General features: G+C 59.8%; 21 protein-coding genes and 1 pseudogene. 9 read left to right on the top strand and 13 right to left on the bottom strand.

Going from position 1 to position 21,769, the window contains the following annotated elements; genetic code table 11:
- Positions 1-203: 203 nt before the first annotated feature.
- Positions 204-1,004 (bottom strand): annotated as a pseudogene (locus tag GS614_RS22440) (Hint domain-containing protein); the annotation flags it as partial.
- Positions 1,005-1,179: 175 nt separating this feature from the next.
- Positions 1,180-3,330, bottom strand: coding sequence for a polyribonucleotide nucleotidyltransferase (pnp, locus tag GS614_RS09190; RefSeq protein ID WP_171206721.1), 2,151 nt, complete (start codon positions 3,328-3,330; stop codon positions 1,180-1,182).
- A gap of 482 nt (positions 3,331-3,812) precedes the next feature.
- On the opposite strand from pnp, the gene GS614_RS09195 reads away from it, so the two are divergent.
- Both GS614_RS09195 and GS614_RS09200 read left to right on the top strand, forming a co-directional pair.
- Positions 3,813-5,414, top strand: a complete 1,602-nt coding sequence (locus GS614_RS09195; RefSeq protein ID WP_152459384.1) for a BCCT family transporter — start codon at positions 3,813-3,815, stop codon at positions 5,412-5,414.
- A gap of 344 nt (positions 5,415-5,758) precedes the next feature.
- Entirely contained in the window at positions 5,759-6,511 is a 753-nt protein-coding gene (locus GS614_RS09200; protein WP_171117175.1) for a class I SAM-dependent methyltransferase, read from the top strand.
- Between the two features lie 163 nt (positions 6,512-6,674).
- Here the strand turns inward: GS614_RS09200 and rpsO are convergent, their stop codons facing one another.
- The 6 genes from rpsO to rbfA form a co-directional block, all read right to left on the bottom strand.
- Entirely contained in the window at positions 6,675-6,944 is a 270-nt protein-coding gene (rpsO, locus tag GS614_RS09205) for a 30S ribosomal protein S15 (RefSeq protein ID WP_152459381.1), read from the bottom strand.
- A gap of 143 nt (positions 6,945-7,087) precedes the next feature.
- The gene (locus GS614_RS09210) at positions 7,088-8,101 is read right to left on the bottom strand and encodes a calcium-binding protein (RefSeq protein WP_171330401.1); all 1,014 of its coding nucleotides are present in this window, start codon (positions 8,099-8,101) and stop codon (positions 7,088-7,090) included.
- Positions 8,102-8,195: 94 nt separating this feature from the next.
- On the bottom strand, positions 8,196-8,699 hold the full coding sequence (locus GS614_RS09215; RefSeq protein WP_170346689.1) for a DUF1643 domain-containing protein: 504 nt from the start codon (positions 8,697-8,699) through the stop codon (positions 8,196-8,198).
- 21 nt (positions 8,700-8,720) lie between these two features.
- Complete coding sequence (gene truB, locus GS614_RS09220) at positions 8,721-9,626, bottom strand: tRNA pseudouridine(55) synthase TruB (RefSeq protein ID WP_171726079.1); 906 nt, start codon at positions 9,624-9,626, stop codon at positions 8,721-8,723.
- 60 nt (positions 9,627-9,686) lie between these two features.
- Positions 9,687-10,424, bottom strand: a complete 738-nt coding sequence (locus tag GS614_RS09225) for a phosphodiester glycosidase family protein (protein ID WP_171726080.1) — start codon at positions 10,422-10,424, stop codon at positions 9,687-9,689.
- Entirely contained in the window at positions 10,421-10,816 is a 396-nt protein-coding gene (rbfA, locus tag GS614_RS09230; protein ID WP_152459376.1) for a 30S ribosome-binding factor RbfA, read from the bottom strand. The genes GS614_RS09225 and rbfA overlap by 4 nt, the downstream gene beginning before the upstream one ends.
- A gap of 91 nt (positions 10,817-10,907) precedes the next feature.
- Between rbfA and dapB the strand changes: the two genes are divergently transcribed.
- Complete coding sequence (gene dapB, locus GS614_RS09235; RefSeq protein ID WP_171363421.1) at positions 10,908-11,717, top strand: 4-hydroxy-tetrahydrodipicolinate reductase; 810 nt, start codon at positions 10,908-10,910, stop codon at positions 11,715-11,717.
- Positions 11,718-11,726: 9 nt separating this feature from the next.
- Here dapB and GS614_RS09240 read toward each other — a convergent pair whose 3' ends face one another.
- Positions 11,727-12,095 (bottom strand): hypothetical protein, encoded by a 369-nt coding sequence (locus GS614_RS09240; RefSeq protein WP_171171983.1) that lies wholly within the window; start codon positions 12,093-12,095, stop codon positions 11,727-11,729.
- A gap of 192 nt (positions 12,096-12,287) precedes the next feature.
- Here GS614_RS09240 and GS614_RS09245 point away from each other — a divergent pair, with 192 nt between their 5' ends.
- Positions 12,288-12,971 (top strand): DUF2306 domain-containing protein, encoded by a 684-nt coding sequence (locus GS614_RS09245; RefSeq protein WP_171171981.1) that lies wholly within the window; start codon positions 12,288-12,290, stop codon positions 12,969-12,971.
- On the opposite strand, the gene GS614_RS09250 is transcribed toward GS614_RS09245, so the two are convergent.
- From GS614_RS09250 to GS614_RS09260, 3 genes are read right to left on the bottom strand one after another with little or no spacing between them, the layout of a single operon-like run.
- A complete protein-coding gene (locus GS614_RS09250) occupies positions 12,958-13,626 on the bottom strand; it encodes an ureidoglycolate lyase (protein WP_171171979.1) in 669 nt (222 codons plus the stop codon). The two genes, GS614_RS09245 and GS614_RS09250, sit on opposite strands and share 14 nt — an antisense overlap.
- Positions 13,623-14,213 (bottom strand): HD domain-containing protein, encoded by a 591-nt coding sequence (locus GS614_RS09255; RefSeq protein WP_171117191.1) that lies wholly within the window; start codon positions 14,211-14,213, stop codon positions 13,623-13,625. The genes GS614_RS09250 and GS614_RS09255 overlap by 4 nt, the downstream gene beginning before the upstream one ends.
- Positions 14,210-15,346, bottom strand: a complete 1,137-nt coding sequence (locus tag GS614_RS09260) for a TauD/TfdA family dioxygenase (RefSeq protein WP_171726082.1) — start codon at positions 15,344-15,346, stop codon at positions 14,210-14,212. The genes GS614_RS09255 and GS614_RS09260 overlap by 4 nt, the downstream gene beginning before the upstream one ends.
- A 99-nt stretch (positions 15,347-15,445) precedes the next feature.
- On the opposite strand from GS614_RS09260, the gene GS614_RS09265 reads away from it, so the two are divergent.
- Positions 15,446-16,300: a LysR family transcriptional regulator gene (locus tag GS614_RS09265; protein ID WP_171726083.1), complete on the top strand. Its 855-nt coding sequence runs from the start codon at positions 15,446-15,448 to the stop codon at positions 16,298-16,300.
- A gap of 4 nt (positions 16,301-16,304) precedes the next feature.
- Here the strand turns inward: GS614_RS09265 and GS614_RS09270 are convergent, their stop codons facing one another.
- Entirely contained in the window at positions 16,305-16,487 is a 183-nt protein-coding gene (locus GS614_RS09270) for a DUF1674 domain-containing protein (RefSeq protein WP_152459369.1), read from the bottom strand.
- 88 nt (positions 16,488-16,575) lie between these two features.
- Here GS614_RS09270 and GS614_RS09275 point away from each other — a divergent pair, with 88 nt between their 5' ends.
- The 4 genes from GS614_RS09275 (at position 16,576) to lspA (ending at position 21,753) form a co-directional block, all read left to right on the top strand.
- Positions 16,576-17,835: an RsmB/NOP family class I SAM-dependent RNA methyltransferase gene (locus GS614_RS09275; RefSeq protein WP_171726084.1), complete on the top strand. Its 1,260-nt coding sequence runs from the start codon at positions 16,576-16,578 to the stop codon at positions 17,833-17,835.
- A gap of 90 nt (positions 17,836-17,925) precedes the next feature.
- Complete coding sequence (locus GS614_RS09280) at positions 17,926-19,665, top strand: heparinase II/III family protein (RefSeq protein ID WP_171171969.1); 1,740 nt, start codon at positions 17,926-17,928, stop codon at positions 19,663-19,665.
- Positions 19,666-19,687: 22 nt separating this feature from the next.
- Positions 19,688-21,277, top strand: a complete 1,590-nt coding sequence (purH, locus tag GS614_RS09285; protein ID WP_171726085.1) for a bifunctional phosphoribosylaminoimidazolecarboxamide formyltransferase/IMP cyclohydrolase — start codon at positions 19,688-19,690, stop codon at positions 21,275-21,277.
- Positions 21,277-21,753 (top strand): signal peptidase II, encoded by a 477-nt coding sequence (gene lspA, locus GS614_RS09290; RefSeq protein ID WP_171726086.1) that lies wholly within the window; start codon positions 21,277-21,279, stop codon positions 21,751-21,753. The genes purH and lspA overlap by 1 nt, the downstream gene beginning before the upstream one ends.
- The last annotated feature ends 16 nt before the right edge of the window (positions 21,754-21,769 follow it).

A 21,769-nucleotide genomic window follows, 5' to 3' on the forward strand; every position in this document is an offset into this window, starting at 1 on the left:
GCGGCTTTCGCGGATTCATTGGGGCGGACTTTCCAGCCCGGAACCGCCAGATCCGCCGACAGCACCCGGACTTCGAAAGGTTTGAGGACCGGCAATGCGGTCGAACCGTAACTGCCTTCACCATTGGCAAGTTCCGGGAACAGTTCGAACAGCTCGCTTCGGGTGGCGGGTGCCATTGCCCCAAGGCTGGTGTCGCCGGGGTAAAAGGACTCGGACCAGATTCCTTCGACATTCACCAACTCATGCTGATCAAAGAGGATATGAATGTACTCCACCCCATGTGCGGGCGTTTCCTGAACGATGGTATGCCCATTGATCAGCCCCTTTGCGTGGGCCAGCATCGCCGCTTCGCAATGCATAAGCTCCATCATGGTCGAGGTCACGGCAATCCGGTGCTGTGGGGAAATGACGAGATCGCGGCTTGGGCTGTTCGACCCGAAACAGCCCGCCTTGATCCGTACAGGGGACAGGTGCGTGTTTCGCCGCAACTCAGCCGCGGACAACCGGCGCTTGCCGATCCAGCGGACCGGGCGGGCATGGCCGCCGGCGGTGATGACCGGGTCGCCGGGCTCCAGCGCCTCGACCCGGCGCAGCCCAGTTGGTGTCTGGATCAGAGATCCTGAGGTGAAACACACGAAAGAAGGCAAAGTGTCATACGCGGATGGCGGCGCGGTGCCGGCAAAACTGGTATCTGAAATCGTGTCATTCAGTTCGGCCTGACCCGAAGTGACTATGATGTAACGCGGGTTTGAAAACTGGATCAGGATGAACGTGACCGGCGCGCCATCGACCGTTCCTGTGTAGTTTTCGAAAGTACTGAAATTCTGGGTCGAGCCGGAAAAGCCGGGAAGAGACCCGAGGTCAAGTTGCGAGCTGCCATCCGGGTCGGGATCTTGCAGCAGAGCGTCATTATCCGTGACGTCGACCGAATACGCAGCAGTAATATCAACAATGCGGTTGCTGAACGGGTCTGCGCTGATTTCATAAACAGTAATCGATGCCACGGTCGAACAGCTTCCTTGAAAACGGCAATATCCCCCTTAAGGTTGAGCTAATACACGCAATAAGTGTTAATAATTGATTTACCAAAGTTGCGGCGCAGTTAACCGTCCTGCTGCCGCGCAAACAAAAAGGCCCCGGATGAAACCGGGGCCTTCCGCTGTGGGTCAGAGGGGCAGATTACTCTGCGTTTTCCTCTTTCTTTTCTTTCTTTTCCGGAACGATCTCTTCGCCGGTCTCCTGATCGACGACTTTCATCGACAGGCGCACCTTACCGCGATCGTCAAAGCCCAGAAGTTTGACTTTGACTTCCTGACCTTCTTTCAGAACATCCGACGGATGGTTCAGGCGGCGGTTTTCGATCTGGGACACGTGGACCAGACCGTCGCGCTTGCCAAAGAAGTTCACGAAGGCACCGAAGTCGACGATCTTGACCACTTTACCGGTGTAGATCTGACCTTCTTCCGGCTCGGCCACGATCGAATAGATCATGTCATAGGCCTTCTGGATCGATTCACCATCGGGCGAGGCGATCTTGATGACACCGTCGTCGTTGATGTCGACCTTGGCACCCGAAACCTCGACGATCTCGCGGATGACCTTACCGCCCGAGCCGATCACTTCGCGGATCTTGTCGGTCGGGATGTTCATGGTCTCGATGCGCGGGGCGTGGACCGAGAAATCGTTGGTCTCGGACAGGGCTTTGCCCATCTCGCCCAGAATGTGCATCCGGCCTTCCTTGGCCTGTGCCAGGGCGGTTTCCATGATCTGCGGCGTGATACCGGCAACCTTGATATCCATCTGGAGCGAGGTGATGCCGTTTTCGGTGCCCGCAACCTTGAAGTCCATGTCGCCCAGGTGGTCTTCGTCACCCAGGATGTCGGTCAGAACAGCGTACTCACCGTCATCTTCCAGGATCAGACCCATGGCCACACCGGCAACTGGCGCTTTCAGCGGAACACCTGCATCCATCATCGACAGCGAACCGCCGCAGACCGACGCCATCGAGGACGAGCCATTGGATTCAGTGATCTCCGACACCACGCGGATGGTGTAGGGGAAGTCGGTCGGTGCAGGCAGAACAGCCTGCAGCGCGCGCCATGCCAGCTTGCCGTGACCGATTTCACGACGGCCGGGCGAACCCACGCGGCCCACTTCACCCACCGAATACGGAGGGAAGTTGTAGTGCAGCAGGAAGTTCGATTTGAAGTTGCCATGCAGCGCGTCGATGAACTGCTCATCGTCACCGGTGCCCAGCGTGGTTACAGCCAGCGCCTGTGTTTCACCACGGGTGAACAGGGCAGAACCGTGGGTCCGGGGCAGAATCGAGGTTTCCGCAACGATCGAGCGGACATCGGTGGTCGAACGACCGTCGATCCGTTTGCCGCCCCTGACGACGTCGCCACGCAGAATGCCGGCTTCCAGCTTTTTCATCGCGGAACCGAGGTTGCCGTCTTCTAGCTGCTCTTCGGTCAGCGCCTCTTTGATCGCTTCGCGGGCGGCGGCAACGGCGGCGGTGCGCTCTTGCTTGTCGGTGATCGCGAAGGCGGCGCGCATTTGCTCTTCACCGGCGGCCTTAACGGCGGCATAAAGCTCGGAGTAATCCGGCGCCTGGAAGTCAAACGGCTCTTTCGCGGCTTCTTCCGCCAGCGAGATGATCAGGTCGATGACCGGTTGGATCTGCTCATGCGCAAAGTTCACCGCACCCAGCATTTCCGCTTCGGACAGTTCGTACGCTTCCGATTCCACCATCATCACGGCGTCTTTGGTGCCGGCCACAACCAGGTCCAGACGCTGTTCGGGGTTCAGGCGCAGGTCCTGCATGTCGTCCACGGTCGGGTTCAGGACATATTCACCGTCGGTGTATCCCACGCGGCAGCCCGCGATCGGGCCCATGAACGGTGCGCCCGAGATGGTCAGAGCAGCCGAAGCAGCAATCATCGCAACGATGTCGGGATCGTTGACCAGATCGTGGCTCAGCACGGTACACATCACCAGGACTTCGTTTTTGAAGCCGTCAACGAACAACGGACGGATCGGACGGTCGATCAGACGCGCGGTCAGCGTCTCTTTCTCGGTCGGGCGCGCTTCGCGCTTGAAGAAGCCACCCGGAACCTTGCCGGCGGCATAGTATTTCTCTTGGTAATGCACGGTCAGCGGGAAAAAGTCCTGACCGGGCTTCTGTTCCTTGGCGAAGGTCACGTTGGCCATGACGCTGGTTTCGCCCAGGGTGGCAATCACGCTGCCGTCAGCCTGACGGGCAACCTTGCCGGTTTCCAGTGTAAGCGTTTCCTCGCCCCACTGCATCGATTTCTTCGTTACATCAAACATATGCGTATCCTAGATGGGAGCACTCCCGCCCCTGCGGGTCTCCCGTTTTGCGTGGCGGCCCCATTGCCGCCGACCCCAATTTATCTTCCATTCGAGTGCCGGGGTCAGGGCACAACGTCTCAGATACCGCGCGCATACATGAGAATGCGTTGGAAGGAAAGCGAAACTGCATCGGATGGCCGTTTCATGCCGGGACTGGCTTGTGCTGCCACCGGGCGCAAAAGATTCAAGCCCGAACAACGATCAACTTATCAAGTCGCTGTTGGTTCTTCAGGTCCGGGGTTACGGGAACCCGGAACAGCATGTAGCGCTAACATATCCGCAATCGAATGCATTTTGTAAAAATATGAAGGCAGTATAAGCTCTTATCACTATGCCTGCGGTCGAAATGACGGAAGCGCGCCAAGGGGGTTAACTAACTCATTCCCGTCCGCCGACCGAATACCTTGGCGTTTGCAGACAGCGAACAGAAGGGCAATCGAATGGCACAAACAAAGAAGATGCTGGATCCGGACCCCCGGATTTACGACTTCGAAACGGAATATGAACTGGGGCAGGATAACGTCCGGCCGTTTGGCTTGGACATTCACAACCCGGTCTTTCTGATCTCGAGTATCATGATCTTTGCGTTCGTTCTGATCGCATTGGCCAACCAAGAGGCCGCAGCTACGTTTTTCGGCTGGCTCCGGCCTTGGCTGACCAGCACGTTCGATTGGTTTCTGGTCCTTTCGGTAGATGCAATCACCCTGTTTTGCCTCGTTCTGATCATCCTGCCCGTCGGCAGTGTGCGGATCGGCGGCAAGGACGCCAAGCCTGATTATTCCTACGCCGGATGGATTGCGATGATGTTCGCCGCCGGTATTGGTATCGGTCTTTTGTTTTTCGGTGTGATGGAGCCGGTCTACTACAACTTTGCCGAAGACGGGAATGCGCGCCCACTGGGTATCGATATCGCTGTTCCGGGCAATGAGTATATCGGCGTTGTTGGAACCATTCACCATTGGGGGCTGGAAGGCTGGGCGGTTTACGCCGCAGTCGGCCTGAGCCTGGCGATTTTCAGCTACAATCTGAACCTGCCCCTGACTTTGCGTTCGGCCTTCTATCCAATTCTGGGTGAACGGGTCTGGGGCTGGTGGGGCCATATCATCGACACGTTGGCGGTTTTTGCCACGTTGTTCGGATTGACCACATCGCTCGGTCTGGGTGCTCAGCAGGTTGCCGCTGGCCTTTACGAGGTCTTCGGCATCGAACCCAGCCCCACCGTCGTGGTTCTGCTGATCATTGGCATTACGTTGATCGCGCTGGGCTCGGTTTTGCTGGGCATGGATGCGGGCGTCAAACGGCTGAGTGAGATCAATATGATCATGGCCGTGGGGCTGTTCCTTTTCGTCATCGCTGTGACAGGAATAGGCACCGCCATCGCGCGGTATTTTAACGTGATGACTGATTACGTGCTGCACCTGCCCGCGCTGTCGAACCCGTTCGGACGGGAAGACACCAGCTATTTCCACGGTTGGACGACCTTCTACTGGGCATGGTGGATTGCATGGTCACCGTTTGTTGGCATGTTCATTGCCCGCATTTCAAAGGGCCGTACGGTGCGCGAGTTCGTAATCTGTGCGCTGCTGGCACCAACCGCCGTCTGTGCCCTGTGGATGTCGACCTTCGGTGGCGCAGCCATCGACATGCTGAACGCAGGCGGAGCAGAAGGAGTGCGCGCGACCGTGATCGACAGCTACGCCCCTGAGGGAGCGTTGTTCGGTTTCCTGAAGGAGCTGCCGCTGTACGGCATCGTAGCCCCGATCGCCCTTGTCCTGATCGTGATCTTCTTCGTCACCTCGTCTGATTCCGGATCTTTGGTGATCGACACGATCACCGCAGGCGGCAAGATGGACGCACCCGTGGTTCAGCGCGTGTTCTGGTGCACTTTGGAGGGCCTGGTTGCCATCGCATTGCTGTTGGGAGGCGGTCTTTCCGCATTGCAGGGCGCGGCGGTTTCAACCGGCATCCCCTTTACGCTGGTGGTTCTGATAATGTGCTACTGCCTGTGGCTGGCGTTGAAATCAGAAAAGGCGAAAATGTAGAGCCGAAGATTTTTCCCATGAACGAGACGCCCGCCGATTGGTGGGCGTCTTCGGTTTTGTGGAGCCTGCATAAAGTGAAGAGATCTACGCGGTGTCTTGACCGGAATTTTACACCCGTCAGCGCGAAGAAAACCGCACAGGTCGGGCTCTGCGCTTGATGCAGCATGCCGAACACCCGGGCGCAGGATGTCAGCAAAGCAGGGAAGCTGCCAACTTTACGCTGCCCGGGAAACTTGCCCGCTTTGCCGCATGTTCCGGGACGTTGCTATTGCGTTGACATTGAATACGCAGAATAGGACGTTCACGCGAAGAAAACCGCTTTGGACCACCCTTCGGAGGAATGAGTGTCAATTGTTGATGTCCTGGCTGCGCGCCTGATCGAAGATGTCAAATCCAATGACCTTTCAGGAAGCTTTCTGATGCTTGGGCGGCAGGATTGGATCGGTGCGCGCCGGTCTACGTCCGCCGCATTGTTCAGGGAAACCTTGCAGAAATACTTGCCCGGAGTGGCCGAAGCTGACCTTTGCAACCCGGATGATGGATATTCGGAAACGTTCTTTCGGAAACTTGGGTTCTTGGAAGTGGATTCGCTGGATTTTTCGGATTTCGAAGGTGCGAGCATCGTTCAGGATCTCGCGGGGGACTTGCCTGAAAATCTGGTTGGTCGGTTTGACGTTATCTATGACGGTGGAACATGCGAGCACGTGTTCGACTTGCCGACGGCCTACAGAAACATCGACAAGATGCTGAAGCCCGGGGGTGTGTTTATCGCACATTCGCCATCGAACAACTGGATCAATCACGGCTTCTATCAGATTTGCCCAGAGATCGTGTACGGCTTTTGGGTCAACGCCATGAACTATGAGGCTCTGAAATGCGTGTGGCAGCCATTGAGGCCATACGCCGCCCGTGACGTGGTGAAGATGACGGATCCCAACAAGACAAAGAAACGTCCGCGACCGCTGGGAACTTTTGGTCCGGGATTGCCTGTTCTTCTGGATTATGTGGTTCGAAAACCTGTTGCCGGCACCAAGACAAGTGCAAGTGTGTCGCAAAGTGACTATGCCACGCGCTGGGAAAACACGCAGAAAGCTTAGAACCAAGTGCCGCAACGGACATTCCCTGACGGCCACGGAATGCTCAGCTGCTCTGGCAAGTTAAGGGGGATGTATCGCTTGCGGCGGATCCAACGGAAAACGCCCGCCGGTTGGCGGGCGTTGAACCGGAAAACCCGGTTTCAGGTCATTTGCAAAAAAGCGCTTAGCGGCGGATGCCCAGCTTTTTGATCAGGTCCTGGTAACGTGCTTCTTCTTTGCCTTTCAGGTAGTCCAGCAGCTTGCGGCGCTGGGCAACCATCTTCAGCAGACCGCGACGACCGTGGTTGTCTTTCTTGTGGGTCTTGAAGTGCTCGGTCAAAGTGGTGATGCGCGAGGTCAGGATGGCAACCTGTACTTCGGGCGAACCGGTGTCGCCCTCTTTGGTTGCGAATTCTTTCATGACGCGTGCTTTTTCTTCAGCAGTGATCGACATCGGGGTCTCCTTCAAAGGTTAGAGTTGATGGCGCAGGCCGGGATGTCGTCCAGCACAGGCCCATGGAGAAAACCGCACCGATTCCGATGCGGATGGGCGCGTATAAGCGCATTTTCACCAAATGGCAAAGGGAATTTGCGGGCTCAGACCATCTGCCCGTACTGGGCCAGTTGCGCTTCGGTGATCAATTGTATGTCGGCCACCGTCATGCCTTGAGCCCCGTATACCTGCGCCACTTCCTGACCGTTGATCATGACCCGGGTCAGGTTGGCGTTTTCAGCGTCGGGTTCTACCTCGATCTCCGGGTCAGCCTCATCCTCCCAGGTGACAAGCAACTTGTCCTCACCGGGTTGGAATCCCATGACGGTCACGTCTTCGTCACCCGGGCTCAGCACGATGTCATCGGCGCCCTGCCCACCGTTAACCACATCCCCGCCGCCTGCCACAATGGTGTCGTCACCGGCGCCCCCATTCAGGAAGTCTTTTTCGGCTGCGCCTTCTTCGAGGCCAAAGACAAAGTCATCGCCGTCGCCGCCAAAGACCGTATCTTCACCTGCGCCACCGTTCAGGGCATCGTCTCCGAACCCGCCCTGCAACGCGTCATCATCGGCCCCGCCCGTCAGAGTATCGTCGCCTTGACCGCCATAAAGTTCGTCTTCGCCTTCGCCGCCATCCAGGGTGTCGTCCCCGAAATGGCCGAACAGGGCGTCGTCCCCCTCATTGCCGAACAGAAAGTCGTCATCCGCCTCTCCGTGCAGAACATCATCACCCTGACCGCCCGAAATCGTGTCCGTACCTTCGCCCCCGTGCAGAACGTCATCGCCCTTGCCGCCGTCGATGGTATCATCGCCGCCAAACCCGTTGATCTGGTCGACACCGTCCTGCCCGGTGATCTGGTCAGGGCCATCGCTGCCGGCAATCACGAGGTCTCCTTCGAATTCAGAGATTACGTTGCCAGTGGACTGGGTTTCGATGTCGGGATTCACCGGGTCCTCGACGTTTTCGCCAATCTCAAGAAACTCTCCGGTGTCGGGTTCCGTTTCCGGGGCCTCGTTGGGCCCGTCCTCTGAAACGTCCTCGTCTTCGATCAGCATGTCGCTCATCGCGTATGCGGCACCGCCGATGGCGGCGAGTCCGATCAATCCGGCCAGAAACATGACACCTCTCCGATCGCAGAATGCTCCGAGGGTGAACATCCCATGCAATTGGCAATCGGGTCAAAGTCAAGTTATTGAAATGGTTAATACTTTATCACCATTGCTCGGGCTGTTGGCTGTAGGCGATATAAAGCGGGTGCTTGGGGTGGCCGTCTTTGGTCAAGCCCAGATGGAACAGCGGCTGGCCGGTCCGGCGCAGCAGGGTTTCCACCGCCGGGCCCCGGTCCAGATGCGCACCATGGGTGCCCCAGGCGGCGATGACCTGATCGGCCCACCGAACACCTTCAAGAATGGCGGCGTCATTTTCCGGGCCTACCGGATCGGCAGCGGCACGCATCTTGCGCGGATCGGTGTCGCGCCAGGCAAAGATGTTGGTCACCTGAAACGCGCCGAACCCCAGCGCCCGGGCTCGACGTTCGCAGCGTTCAACCGTCGGGTCGTTCTGCACTTCGGTCGCGGTAGACGGGTTCAACATGACAAACAGCGCCTTGCGCCCTGCCGGGTCCCACACGCGGGTCAGGCTATAGCGGTATTTCTCGCAGTCGGAGTAGATGGCGGTCGAGGGCGCATCGCCCTTGGTGTGCGTTCGGGTGATCATGCCTTTCGCCTAACACGTGGTTCAGGCGGCGAACACCCGGCTGGGATGCAATTCGCCTGATTTGTAAACCCCCACGGCCACGGCCTTGCCATCCAGCGAGGCCCATGCCTCGTCGCCGTATTCAACATCCGCGGCCAACACCATGCCCGGGTTGCCATTGCGCAGGCGGGTTGCGCCTTCGGGGGTGCATTTAAGCTCTGGCAGGTCGGACAGGCCGGCTTCCAGCGGGTGCAGATAGTCGTCCAGCGCCGTTGTCTTTGCCATTTCGTCGATCTGTTCGATGCTCACCCCGTCTTCGGCCTCGAACGGTCCGGACCAGATCCGGCGCAGTTCCCGGACGTGGCCGTGGCATCCCAGCGCTTCACCCAGATCGCGGGCGATCGAGCGGACATAACCGCCCTTGCCGCAGGTCATCTCCAACACCACATGATCCGGGTCGGGGCGGTCGACAAGGATCAGTTCCTCGACCCAAAGAGGCCGGGCTGTCAGTTCCACGTCTTCGCCGTCGCGGGCCAGTTTATAGGCGCGCTGGCCGTCGATTTTCACGGCGGAAAACTTGGGCGGAACCTGCATGATGTCGCCCAGAAACGGGGTCAACGCCCGCTTGATGTCTTCGTCTGACGGGCGGGCATCGCTTTCGGCAATTACTTCGCCCTCGGCATCGTCAGTGTTGGTGGCCTGGCCCAGACGGACAGTGAAGGTGTAGGCTTTCAGAGCATCCGTGATGTAGGGAACGGTTTTGGTCGCCTCACCCAGAGCCACGGCCAGCACGCCGGTCGCTTCGGGGTCAAGCGTGCCCGCATGGCCCGCCTTTTTGGCATCCATCGCCCAGCGCACCTTGTTGACCACAGCGGTCGACGTTATGCCCGCGGGTTTGTCCACCACCAGCCAGCCGGAAATGTCGCGACCCTTGCGTTTGCGTCCCATATAGCACCTTCAATCTTGCTGAGGCGCGCGACCTAGCGGATCGCCATCGTCCTGTCAATTTCAAGGTGCGTCTTCGACCACACCCACGATCGGCCCCAGCGAAAACCCGACATCGGACCGATTGTTCGCGCGGTCATACATGCGAGAGATATTGCCATCGAAGAACAGCGCATTCGGAGTTTCCAGCACGTCGCGGAACAGACGGCCGAATTCGTGGAATGTGACGTAATCTTCGGAAATCACGAACACCGCACGGGTGCCATCGGTGCTGGTGCCCACCCCGTTGCGCACATAGAGCGAGGTCGAATCGGGCAGGAACCGGGGGTGCAATTCACCATCGATCACCAGCATCGGGCCGGATTGGCTGGCGAACCGGCAGTCGGGGGCCCGGTCGATGAAATCCAGCGTCTCGAACACGTCAGCGCGGCCCGCGCGGATGCAGAACACGCCGTTGGGCAGCAGGCCGAAATTGCCGGGGCCGGGGTTGGAGATCACCCGCATGACCTCTTTGCCGTTCTCGACATAATGGCCGACGGGCGAACGGTCATCGTGGTACATGCCCGCGTTCATTGCAAAGGCCAGACGCTTGCCGCCGGGGGCCAGCGCCTCGTTCACCGACGAGAAATGCCCCAGCAGATCCCCGTTTTCGTCGTTGAGAAACAGGCGCAGGTCTTCGTTTTCCGCGTCGACTTCGCAGACGGTATAGCGCTTGTCGTCATGGGTCAGCTTTTCGCAAGTGACCGCAGAGGCTTGCGCGGCCCAGACAACCGCGCCCAATGTGACGAATGCTCGGATCACTCGTCCAGATCGCGGCGCACCGCGTCCTGTTCGAACATGCGGCGGGTGTCGTCCAGGCGGTCAAACGTGTCATCAAGGCGGAACCGAAGATCGGGCGAGAATTTCAGGCCGACCTTTTTGCCAACCATGCGCCGCAGTTCACTTTTGTTGCGGGCGAGCAGATCGATCACGTCCTCCTGCCCTTTGCCGCCCAGCGGCAGCACATAGGCGGTGGCGATTTTCAGATCGGGCGAGGTGCGCACCTCACCTACGGTGATCGACATGCGGTTCAGGTCGGGGTCGTGGACATCTCCGCGCGCTAGAACCTCGGACAGGGTGCGGCGGATCAGTTCGCCGACGCGCAGCTGTCGTTGGGACGGGCCGGGGCCATCGTGGAATTTGTTCTTTGCCATAGTCCCCGATCTAAGCGCAAACCGGGGCTTTGCCAAGCGGGCGCGAACGGGGTAGGAGGCTTTGAGCAGTTTGCAGCAAGGGAATACCGCCATGACCCATATTCCGGGGATCGTCATCACAGGGGCTTCGGGCCGCATGGGGCAGATGCTGATCAAGACCGTAACCGACAGTGATCAGGCGCGTCTGGTCGGCGTGGTCGAGCGCACGGGGCATGACTGGGTCGGTCAGGATGTCGGCGAAGCCATGGGTGGCCAGGCGCTGGGCGTCAAAGTTACCGATGACCCGCTGGAAGCCTTCGCGCAGGCACAGGCGGTGATCGACTTTACCGCGCCCGAGGCGACGCTGGACTTTGCCGCTTTGGCCGCGCAGGCGCGTTGCGTGCATGTGATCGGCACAACCGGCATGACGGATGAGCAGATCGCCGCGCTGGAACCGGCCTCGCGCCACGCGGTGATCGTGCGGGCAGGGAACATGAGCCTTGGCGTCAATCTGCTGGTGCAACTGACCAAGAAAGTCGCGGCTGCGCTGGATGAGGATTTTGATATCGAAATCATCGAAGGGCATCACCATCACAAGGTGGACGCACCATCCGGCACCGCGCTGATGTTGGGCGAGGCCGCTGCCGAGGGGCGTGGCGTCAAACTGTCGGATGTGGCCGATCGGGGGCGGGATGGCATCACCGGTGCGCGCAAGCGTGGTGACATTGGCTTCCACGCCATTCGCGGCGGCGACATCGTTGGTGAACATGACGTCCTGTTTGCCGCACCCGGAGAGCGCATCGTCCTGCGCCATCTGGCCAGCGACCGCGCGATTTTTGCCCGTGGTGCGCTGAAGGCGGCGCTGTGGGGGCAGGGCAAGGCGCCCGGTCAGTATGACATGGTGGATGTGCTGGGGTTGTAGGCGCTTCCGTCAGATGTAGACGCGCACAAGGACATAGGTAAAGAAAACGGCGACCCAAAAGAGCACTGCGACAAGAATCGATGCGAAACCTAGCATAAATGATTGTAATAAATTGGCATTGGGGACGATCCTTATGCCATTGGGCACATTTAAGTCGTGGCACTTTTCAGCCATGAAAAAATAGTTGGCCGCCCCATAGGCGTTCAGAATCAGCCTTCTGCGTGATGGCGGAGAGCCGCGCGTTCTGATCCAGAACTCAATAAATTCATCTTTGAAGTTGAATATCGGGAAAACCGAAGCGAGCAAAATTGCTGCTGCCCAACTTGTAAGTGTCATGATTGTCACGAAACCAAACATGAACAGGAACAGGAGCCCCAAATTAAGTTCCTTTCGCAGTGCAACAGTTGCGTTTTGACAAGAGCAAAAACAGGCTTTCCAGAGGTACTTTTTTACCCTGTTCCAATTTAGTCCACTCGAATCTGGCGGTTTTGAGATGATTCCATCTACGTTCAGAGGATTTGCTGGGTTTTACGCGGTAGACGCTTTGTCTTGGGGCGCTAAGGTCCAAGTATGCAAACCCTGAATTCTCGCGTGGCTATCGGGCTATTGCTGGCAGCGTTCTATCTGACTCTGCTGCCCTTTGTGATGCATGGGTTCGACACGATCGGCGTTGGGTTTTCGCAGGACGCCGCCCGGCACAGCTATTTGTTCGCTGATGGTAAGAATTTCGGCAATGCCGCGATGTTGGTGCACATTTTGGCAGGTACTTTTCTGGTCGCACTCGTCCCGCTTCAACTGTTGAAGGGGCTGCGGCTCAAGTACAATCGATTTCACCGCATGATGGGAGCTTGTCTGGTGGCGCTGGCATGGATCACCGGGCTGGCGGGCATGATCTATATTCCCCTGCGCGGAACCATCGGTGGGCCGCTGATGTCTGCCGCCTTTTTTCTGTACGGGCTGTGTCTTTTCACGGCTGCGCTGATGGTGGCGCGCAGGGCTTTGGAAGGGGATCGCGCAGGCCATTGGTCATGGGGATTGCGGTTGTTCTGGCTGGCGTTGGGGTCGTGGCTTTACCGCGTGCATTACACACTGTGGTATCTGCTGACCGGCGGGTGGGGGTCAGAACCCGATTTCTCGGGCCCGTTCGATCGGATTCAGAATTTCGCGTTCTTTGTGCCTTATCTGCTGGCCGTGCAGATTTGGATTGCACGCCGGCGCCCGAGGCATCAGGGGGCGTTGGTCACAAATCTCTGACTTTGTCTGCCCGCAGCGGGCAGGCCAGATAAACGCCGAACTCTTTGCCGATATCGGCGCTGACCCGCGCGTGGACCCGGCCCTGACGATCCAGAAAACGCTGGTTGTCCTCGACCGGGAAAATCCCCTCGTGCCAGATGCCGGGATGGATATAGAGCCCCTTTGACCCGTCACACCAGAACGCCACCACCTTGTCCGGGGTCAGATTGTCGCCAGGCAGGGCCGCGGGCACGATGAAGGGCTTGTTGTCCAGCGGCCAGAACATCTGCCCGCCATCGGGGTGATAGTTCATATGCCACAGCAACACTTGATCCCGTGGGGCCGTTTGTCGGTCGGTTTGCGCCTGCTGAGGGTCGGCGGACCAACCCAGCACGTAATGGCCTTTGACCGCCTCGTTCTCACCGTAAAGCACGTCACCCTGCCAATCGCATTTGAACGTGCCTTCAACCCAGCCGCCTTCGTCACCCGTGCCGTCGTCAATCGGTCGCCAGCCCTGCTGCGGCCAGCGTACGATCTCGATTTCGAAGGTTCTGGGGTCGTCGACCAAACAGCCGTACCCCTTGACCGTGCTGTCCGTCGCCCGGATCAGAGGAACCTCGTGCCACGGCAGGGATGGCTTGGAACTGGCCTCGAAGATGTACTCGGGTGCGGTCATGATGCCCCCAGGTGCTTGTCGACCATGCGCTGCACCATAGGTGCGAAATGGGCGAAATCCGGTGTTTCCATATCCGCCCGTTTGCCGGCCTCATCCAGATACCGGACCTGAATGATCTCTTTCAGGTTCGGATTGGATTCGAAGGCGGCGACTTCTTCGGCGCTCATCGGGCCGCCTTGCAGTTCCAAGGTATGGACCGAGGCGGCAGAGAGGCGGTTGAAATATTCGGGCTTGGTGGCGCAGAGATACCGTTTGGCGGCCACGTGATATCGACAGCAATCGGTGATGACCGAAGGGAAGAACTGCTCCAGCACCTCAGCACCCGCATCTTCGTGGTGGCGGTCTTCGGTATCATCGGGGTGGTAGGTCCCGAATTCGGACGTGAAATGGCCGATATCATGCAACAAGGCGCCGACGATGATCTCTTCAGGCTGGCCGTTCTGTTCGGCGATGGTGGCGCCCTGCAGCATGTGCTGGGCCATGGTGACGGGTTCTCCAAGATATTCCTCACCGCCGCGGCGTTCGAAGATATCCCCGATGAAGGCGACGATATTGTCCCGGTTCAGGGTCGAGAAATCGGGCTTCATTCTGCTGCCTCCGGCTGCGTCATCTCCATCGCCGCCAGTGTGGACAGCAACCCGTCCTTGTCGGCATAGCATCCCTGCAACCAGCGCGAACCGGCACCGGAATAGCCCAGCCGTGCATGCAGGACACGGGTGTTGTCGACGATGAAGCTTTCGCCCGGCTCCAGTTTGAACGACACGCCCATGGCCGGGTCGTCGATGATCTCGCCCAGTTGGCGGTAAGCCGAGTAATAGGCTTCCATCCTGTCGAAAGGCACGTCCACGAATGGCGCTGAGGAACGGTTGTTGAAGCGAATGCCAACCAGTTCGCCATCCGGCGACAATTCGATCATCGGACGGCGAGACCGCAGGCAGACACCGTCTGACCCCTTGTATTCAAACCGCGCCGGGTAGCCTGCCAGCAGCGCAAAACCTTCGGGGTTCTGCGCACGCAGCTTTTCGGCAGCGCGAAAGCCATCGACCACGATCGAGTCGCCCCCTTCGGCGCTGTTTTCCAGACAATAGAGGATTTGCAGCGTCGGCACAGGGTCGCGATAGGGGTTGTCGGTGTGGGCCTGCAAGCCAAGCCCGGTATAGGCGAGGTTGGTCGGGTTCACTTCCGTCCGAACCTCGAAATAAGGGCCATAGTTGGTTTCGCGGACATAGCCGAACAGGTCGGCCACTTTCAAAAGCGACTCTGGTTCGGTTGGCCCGCCCGTCAGCTTGGCAAAGCCGTAACTCGCCACAGACGCCAGCCAGTTGCGTTTGGCCGCAGGGCTGGCATGAACCTCGTTCCAGTCGCCAGAGGGGGCGGCGATCCCGCCTTCCCAGGTGATGATGCCGGGGCCGGTGCGACCCAGCGTGTCGTCCCGTTCGCAATCATAGTTGTGTTCGGCCAGCCATTCGGCCGGGAAAGTAACGGTTTTGTCTTCGGGCTGGAACGTGACCTGAAGGCCGCCCGCGACAACCTCGGCTGAACTGACCGAGATGTCAGCAGGGATATCGCCGATGGTGATCAGCCGCTGGCCGTTGCCCGGGGCCCGGGTTTCCGGGTCCAGCGCGTTGTCGCGCAACCAGACGGCGTGAAAGCGGGCTTGCGTTCCTGTGTCGAACGCGACGGTGACGACCGAAGTGTCATGGGTGGCGGTGCGCAGCATTTGGGGTCTCCTGTTCGGCGCGAGCTTTGGTTGAGCAGATACGCTGTTCATGGCATTACGACAATTAATCCATATTTCGGCTGAGGCTTGGAAAATCTAATGGCTAAGAAGAAGATCGGGCTACCGCCACTGGACTGGCTGCGCGTGTTCGAGGCCGCCGGGCGTCTTGGTGGGTTCTCGGCAGCAGCCAAGGAATTCGGGCTGACGCAGGCCGCTGTCAGCCAGCGGATCGGCAACCTCGAAGCCTGGCTGGGCCGATCCTTGTTCGTGCGCGAGGCGCGGGGCGTGTCACTGACGGTCGAAGGTGAAAGCTATCTGCCTTTGGTGCAGGACAGCCTTCGCGCGCTGGAGCGCAATACCGAGGACCTGTTTGGCAAATCCCCGCGCGAGCTGCGCGTGGCCGGCTTGTCGTCGAACATCCACGCACTGGTTCTGACGGCGCTGACTCGGTTTCACGAGATGCAGCCAGGGGTTCGGGTGATGACCGACTCGGTCGCGCGCCGGTCGTCTTTGGACGAAGATCGAACCTGGCTGCAAATCCGATATGGTCGGGGTATCTGGGCCGGGCGTGATGCCGCCCTGATCGCGTCTGAGGTCCTTGCCCCCATGGCGCCGCCGGGTGTCAATTGGGGCGCCCCATTGATTGACCTGCGCGGAGAACGCCCCGGCTGGAGAGAATGGAGCCAGAAAAGCGGCCAGCAGGACTTGCCGCAATCAAAAATCAGCTTTGATTCGATGGAACATGCGATTTCGGCTGCGCGGCGCGGCATGGGTGTGGTTTTGGGATCCGTTCCCTTGGCCCTTGCCGACCTGCAAGAGGGGCGGTTGCGGCGGCTGGATTTACCCGAATTACACACCAAGGACGGGTACTGGCTGACCTGGCCTGAAGACCGGGCGAAGTCCAGAAAACAGCGTGCCCTGATCGAGGATTTCCTCAAGGCGCTGCGTGGTTGACCGTTCAGAAATCGATGGCGATACCCTTCTTTTCCCAGTCACCGTAACGGGCCGGGTCCGGTCCGTCCCGGCCACCCAGCTCTTTCGGCAATTCCCGGGCCTCGGCCTTGGCTTTGCGGCGGCGTTCTTCCGCTTCGGCCAGGGCGCGCTGGGCGGCGGGGGGCAAGTCTTTGCGGTCGTCACTCATGACATCGGGTTCCTTTCCGTGCGCAGTCTTGATATACGCCCGCGTCCGCCATTGGCAATGCGGACGCAGGTCACATGAAGGCGGTACCATGTCTAACAGCGCGACAGCAGCACGGCGCAGCGCAATCTATCTTCTGGATCAGGTTCTGGGCGAAGGTCGCCTGCTGGCCGAGTGTCTGGCGGCGGGCGCAGTGGATCGCTTGGAACCCGAGGATCGCGCGCGTGCCCAGCGACTGGCGTTGGAAACACTGCGTGGGCTGGAACGGGCCGACCGCCTGCTGGCCAACCACCTGAACCGAACACCCGCTCTGACGGTCCACAACGCGCTGAGACTGGGTGCGGTCGAGCTTTGCAACGGCGAAGCCGCCCATGGCGTCGTCAATTCCATGGTCGAGATCGTCAGCCGTTCGCGCAAGCATGGCCGCCTCAAGGGGTTGGTGAATGCCGTTCTGCGCAAGGTTGCGGCAGAAGGCCCCGAGGCGTGGCCGAAGATGCGCGTTCCGCGTTTGTCGGACTGGTTGCGTGAACCGCTGATCGCAGCGTGGGGCACTGATGCCGTTACCGGAATCGAGCGGGCACATTTCGCGGGTGCGCCACTGGACCTTACCTTGAAACCCGGGGCGGAAGGCCCTTCAGGCGAGATCCTTCCGACCGGGTCGGTGCGGTTGCACAATGCGGGTCAGGTCTCGACCCTGCCGGGGTACAAGGCCGGAGACTGGTGGGTGCAGGATGCGGCGGCCGCATTGCCGGTTCGCGTTCTGGCCCCGAAGGCGGGCCAGAAAGTGCTGGATCTGTGTGCGGCGCCGGGTGGGAAAGCGATGCAGCTTGCGGCCGCAGGGGCCGATGTCACGGCACTTGACGTGTCGGAATCACGGATGGAACGGGTGCGCGAAAACCTTGCAAGGACCGGCCTCAGGGCGAAGGTCATCGTGGGCGATGCGCTGGAACACGAAGACCGGTACGACGCGATCCTGCTGGACGCGCCGTGCTCGGCCACGGGTACGATTCGCAGGCATCCTGACTTGCCGTTTGCCAAGGACGGTTCGGAATTCGGCGGCCTGATCGAGCTCCAGTCGCGCATGTTGGCCCATGCGTGGGGCTTGCTCAAACCCGGTGGGCGTCTGGTCTATTGCACCTGTTCCCTGCTGCCGGACGAGGGGGAAGTTCAGGTGGAAGAGGCGCTGGACATGTATTCGGACATGAGCGTGGATCGCGACGCGCTGAACGTACCCGGTGTCGAAACGGATTGGATCACCGAGGAAGGCGGCTTGCGATTGCGACCGGATTATTGGCCGGATCGGGGTGGTATGGACGGGTTCTATGTCGCGTGTCTGACCAAATCCGTCTGAACGCACGCTTTTCGATGACTTGACGATCGGCGCGGTCTATCGTTGGGTCTCAAGCGCCAGCAGAGCGCAAGGGGCAGAGTAACACGCGTCATGTCGAAATCAGACACCATGGCCAGTCGGTGGATGCGGTTTCAGAACCGTTTCTATGCGCACCTGAGCCAACGGCAAAAGGCGGTCACAGGGTTTGTTGCGCAACCGGATCCGCGCTCGGTGGGTTCGTTCGCCCGTGGCCGGCAACTGGTTGCCGGAAATCTGTTGTTCGCCGGTTATCTGGTCGAGGCCGAAGATACCGGGCTTTGGGACGTCACCGCCCCCAGCGCCGGCTTTGACGAAGAACGTCACGGCTTTGCGTGGCTGGATGATCTGGCCGCGGTCGGAGACATGCGTGCGCGGGAAAAGGCGCAGCGCTGGGTCTGGGGATGGATTGAATCTCATGGCCGCGGGCAAGGGCCCGGCTGGGCGCCTGATCTGACCGGACGTCGGGTGATGCGCTGGATCAACCACGCGCTTTTTCTGCTGCGAGGGGCGGATGAAAAACAAAGCAAACTGTTTTTCCGCTCGTTGGCCCAGCAAACATGGTTCCTGTCCAAGCGCTGGCATGCCGCGACCCCGGGACTGCCCCGGTTCGAGGCGCTGGCCGGACTGGTACAGGCCGGGCTGGCGCTGGAGGGTCTGGAGCGGATGGCCGACCCGGCCCTGCGCGCCCTGGCCGGGGAATGCGACCGTCAGGTGGATGCGCAGGGCGGAATTCCAACCCGCAATCCGGAAGAATTGCTCGAGGTGTTCACGCTGCTCAGCTGGACTTCGGCGGCGCTGAATGATCTTGGTCGCGGGACGCCTGCCGCCCAGGCCAATGCGATCAAACGGATCGCGCCGACCTTGCGCAGCCTGCGCCACGCGGATGGGGCCTTGGCGCGGTTTCATGGTGGCGGGCGCGGTGTCGAGGGGCGACTGGAACAGGCCCTTGCCCAAAGCGGCGTCAAACACAAGGCGGCCACCGAATTGCCGATGGGCTATGCCCGTCTGTCGGCTGCACGCACCACGGTGATCGTGGATGCCAGCATACCGCCGTCGGGGGCGGCCTCTTACAATGCGCATGCCTCTACTCTGGCGTTCGAGTTGACCTCGGGGCGGCGGCCGCTGATCGTGAATTGCGGGTCGGGGGCCAGTTTCGGGCTGGAATGGCGCCGCGCAGGACGGGCGACGCCGTCGCACTCGACGCTTTGCCTGGATGGGTACTCAAGCGCCCGGCTGGCCAACCCGGTGTCGGGGCGTGAAGCGCAGGCGCTGGTGGACGCGCCACAGGAGGTGCCCGTTGATTTCGAGGATGCGTTCGAGGGCATCCGCTTTATGGCGGGGCATGATGGGTATGCCAAGGTCTTTGGTCTGACCCATGCACGGACCTTTGAATTGCGATTTGACGGGCGCGAACTGACGGTCGAGGATATTCTGCTGACTGCGACCGACAAGGCAAAACGTCAATTTGACAAGGCGATGGACGCTTCGGGCCTCAAAGGCATTGGCTATGACATCCGGTTTCACCTGCATCCGGATGTCGATGCGGCGCTGGATTTGGGCGGTGCGGCGGTGTCGATGGCGCTCAAAAGCGGTGAAATCTGGGTTTTCCGCCATGACGGCGTTGGAAAATTGTCCGTCGAGCCAAGCGTTTACCTTGAAAAAGGGCGTTTGAAGCCACGCGCGACAAAACAGATCGTTCTATCCGGGCGCGCAATGGAGTATGCGACGCGCACCCGGTGGACTCTGAGCAAGGCACAGGACACAGCCTATGCCGTGCGCGATACGCATCGGGACGAGCCCGAGTTAGACTGACGCCAAAAGGACCTTTGGACCCATGACCGATCTTCACCCCGTGCGCCGCGCGTTGCTTTCCGTATCCGACAAAACCGGGCTGATCGAGCTGGGCAAGGCGCTGGCCGAGCGCGGGGTCGAACTGCTGTCGACCGGCGGCACGGCCAAGGCGCTGCGCGATGCAGGGCTTGCGGTGAAGGATGTCAGCGAGATCACCGGCTTCCCCGAGATGATGGATGGCCGGGTCAAGACCCTGCACCCGATGGTGCATGGCGGGCTGCTGGCCCTGCGCGACAACGACACCCATGTTGCAGCCATGAACGAACACGGCATCGGTGCAATCGATCTGTTGGTTGTGAACCTGTATCCGTTTGAAGCAACCGTGGCCAAAGGCGCAGGTTACGATGAGTGCGTCGAGAATATCGACATCGGCGGTCCGGCGATGATCCGCGCGGCGGCCAAGAACCATGCGTTCGTAAACGTGGTCGTGGACGTTGAAGACTACGAAAAACTGCTGGGCGATATGGATCAGCACGAAGGCGCGACCTGTCCGAAATTCCGCCGCAAGCTGGCGCAGAAAGCCTATGCCCGCACCGCCGCCTACGACACCGCCGTGTCCAACTGGCTGGCCGACGCGCTGGAGCTTGAGGCCCCGAAACGCCGCGCCTTTGCCGGCGAGCTGAAACAGACCCTGCGCTATGGCGAGAACAGCCACCAGTCGGCGGTCTTCTACACCGATGGCACCAATCGCCCCGGCGTGGCGACCGCCGTGCAGCATCAGGGGAAGGAACTGAGCTACAACAATATCAACGACACCGACGCGGCGTTTGAACTGGTGGCTGAGTTCGACCCGGCGCAAGGCGCCGCCTGCGCCATCATCAAACACGCCAACCCCTGTGGTGTGGCCAAAGGCGCGAATCTGTTGGAGGCCTACAAAGCGGCCTTCGACTGCGACCGTACCTCGGCCTTTGGTGGCATCGTCGCGCTGAACCAGCCGCTGGATGCGGAAACCGCGCAGGAAATCACCGGTATTTTCACCGAAGTCGTGATCGCCCCCGGCGCATCGGATGAGGCCAAGGCGATCTTTGCCGCCAAGAAAAACCTGCGCCTGCTGACCACCGAAGGTCTGCCGGATGTGACTGCAGGCGGCAAAACCGTGCGTCAGGTGGCCGGCGGGTTGCTGGTGCAGGACAAGGATAACGGCTTTGTCGGCTTGGATGATCTGAAAGTCGTGACCAAGAAGGCCCCGACCGACGAACAGATGCGTGACCTTTTGTTTGCCTGGAAAGTGGCAAAGCACGTCAAGTCCAACGCCATCGTCTATGTCAAAGACGGTGCCACGGTGGGCGTCGGCGCGGGCCAGATGAGCCGTGTGGACTCGGCCCTGATCGCCGCTAAGAAAGCCGAACGCATGGCTGATGCGCTGGGCTTGGCCCAACCGCTGACCATCGGTTCGGCCGTTGCGTCGGACGCGTTTTTCCCCTTCCCTGACGGCCTGATGGAAGCGGCCGAGGCAGGCGCAACCTGTGTGATCCAACCAGGTGGGTCCATGCGGGATGACGAAGTCATCGCCGCTGCGGATGAGGCCGGCCTGGCCATGGTCTTCACCGGCATGCGCCATTTCCGTCACTGATGCGGTCACGCCTGCTTCTCTGGGCGGCGCTGACCGCCTTTGCGATCGACCAGATCAGCAAATATCTGGTCGTTCATGTCATGCGCGTGGCCGATCAGCCCGGCGGTATTGATGTTGTGCCGCCGCTGCTGGTGTTCAAATACGGCGAGAACCGGGGCATCAATTTCGGCCTCTTCCAAGGAAATTCGGAGGCTGCGCGCTGGATTCTGATCGGTATTTCCGTGGCGATCTGTGTTGGCGTGCTTGTCTGGCTCGGCCGTGCAGCCCATTCGGGTCTGATGCTGTTTTGTGGCGGCCTGCTGATCGGCGGTGCGCTGGCGAATGTGGTGGATCGGGTTCTTTACGGCTTTGTTCTGGATTTCCTGAACATGTCCTGTTGCGGCATCAACAATCCGTTTGTTTTCAACCTCGCAGATGTCTTCATATTTGCAGGAGCCATCGGGCTGGTGCTGTTTGACGGCAAAAAGGCCTCGTGACGCGCGGAATGATATG

It is taken from the genome of Ruegeria sp. HKCCD6604 (genome assembly GCF_013110635.1).
Lineage (GTDB): Bacteria > Pseudomonadota > Alphaproteobacteria > Rhodobacterales > Rhodobacteraceae > Ruegeria.

Coding starts and splice junctions, on each gene's coding strand:
- lspA (WP_171726086.1), top strand. CDS start 21,277: ATGCGGTCACGCCTGCTTCTCTGGGCGGCGCTGACCGCCTTTGCGATC.
- truB (WP_171726079.1), bottom strand. CDS start 9,626: ATGGGACGCAAACGCAAGGGTCGCGACATTTCCGGCTGGCTGGTGGTG.
- GS614_RS09245 (WP_171171981.1), top strand. CDS start 12,288: ATGCAAACCCTGAATTCTCGCGTGGCTATCGGGCTATTGCTGGCAGCG.
- purH (WP_171726085.1), top strand. CDS start 19,688: ATGACCGATCTTCACCCCGTGCGCCGCGCGTTGCTTTCCGTATCCGAC.
- rpsO (WP_152459381.1), bottom strand. CDS start 6,944: ATGTCGATCACTGCTGAAGAAAAAGCACGCGTCATGAAAGAATTCGCA.
- GS614_RS09260 (WP_171726082.1), bottom strand. CDS start 15,346: ATGCTGCGCACCGCCACCCATGACACTTCGGTCGTCACCGTCGCGTTC.
- rbfA (WP_152459376.1), bottom strand. CDS start 10,816: ATGGCAAAGAACAAATTCCACGATGGCCCCGGCCCGTCCCAACGACAG.
- GS614_RS09270 (WP_152459369.1), bottom strand. CDS start 16,487: ATGAGTGACGACCGCAAAGACTTGCCCCCCGCCGCCCAGCGCGCCCTG.
- GS614_RS09275 (WP_171726084.1), top strand. CDS start 16,576: ATGTCTAACAGCGCGACAGCAGCACGGCGCAGCGCAATCTATCTTCTG.
- GS614_RS09215 (WP_170346689.1), bottom strand. CDS start 8,699: ATGATCACCCGAACGCACACCAAGGGCGATGCGCCCTCGACCGCCATC.
- GS614_RS09250 (WP_171171979.1), bottom strand. CDS start 13,626: ATGACCGCACCCGAGTACATCTTCGAGGCCAGTTCCAAGCCATCCCTG.
- GS614_RS09255 (WP_171117191.1), bottom strand. CDS start 14,213: ATGAAGCCCGATTTCTCGACCCTGAACCGGGACAATATCGTCGCCTTC.
- GS614_RS09280 (WP_171171969.1), top strand. CDS start 17,926: ATGTCGAAATCAGACACCATGGCCAGTCGGTGGATGCGGTTTCAGAAC.
- pnp (WP_171206721.1), bottom strand. CDS start 3,330: ATGTTTGATGTAACGAAGAAATCGATGCAGTGGGGCGAGGAAACGCTT.
- dapB (WP_171363421.1), top strand. CDS start 10,908: ATGACCCATATTCCGGGGATCGTCATCACAGGGGCTTCGGGCCGCATG.
- GS614_RS09210 (WP_171330401.1), bottom strand. CDS start 8,101: ATGTTTCTGGCCGGATTGATCGGACTCGCCGCCATCGGCGGTGCCGCA.
- GS614_RS09265 (WP_171726083.1), top strand. CDS start 15,446: ATGGCTAAGAAGAAGATCGGGCTACCGCCACTGGACTGGCTGCGCGTG.
- GS614_RS09195 (WP_152459384.1), top strand. CDS start 3,813: ATGGCACAAACAAAGAAGATGCTGGATCCGGACCCCCGGATTTACGAC.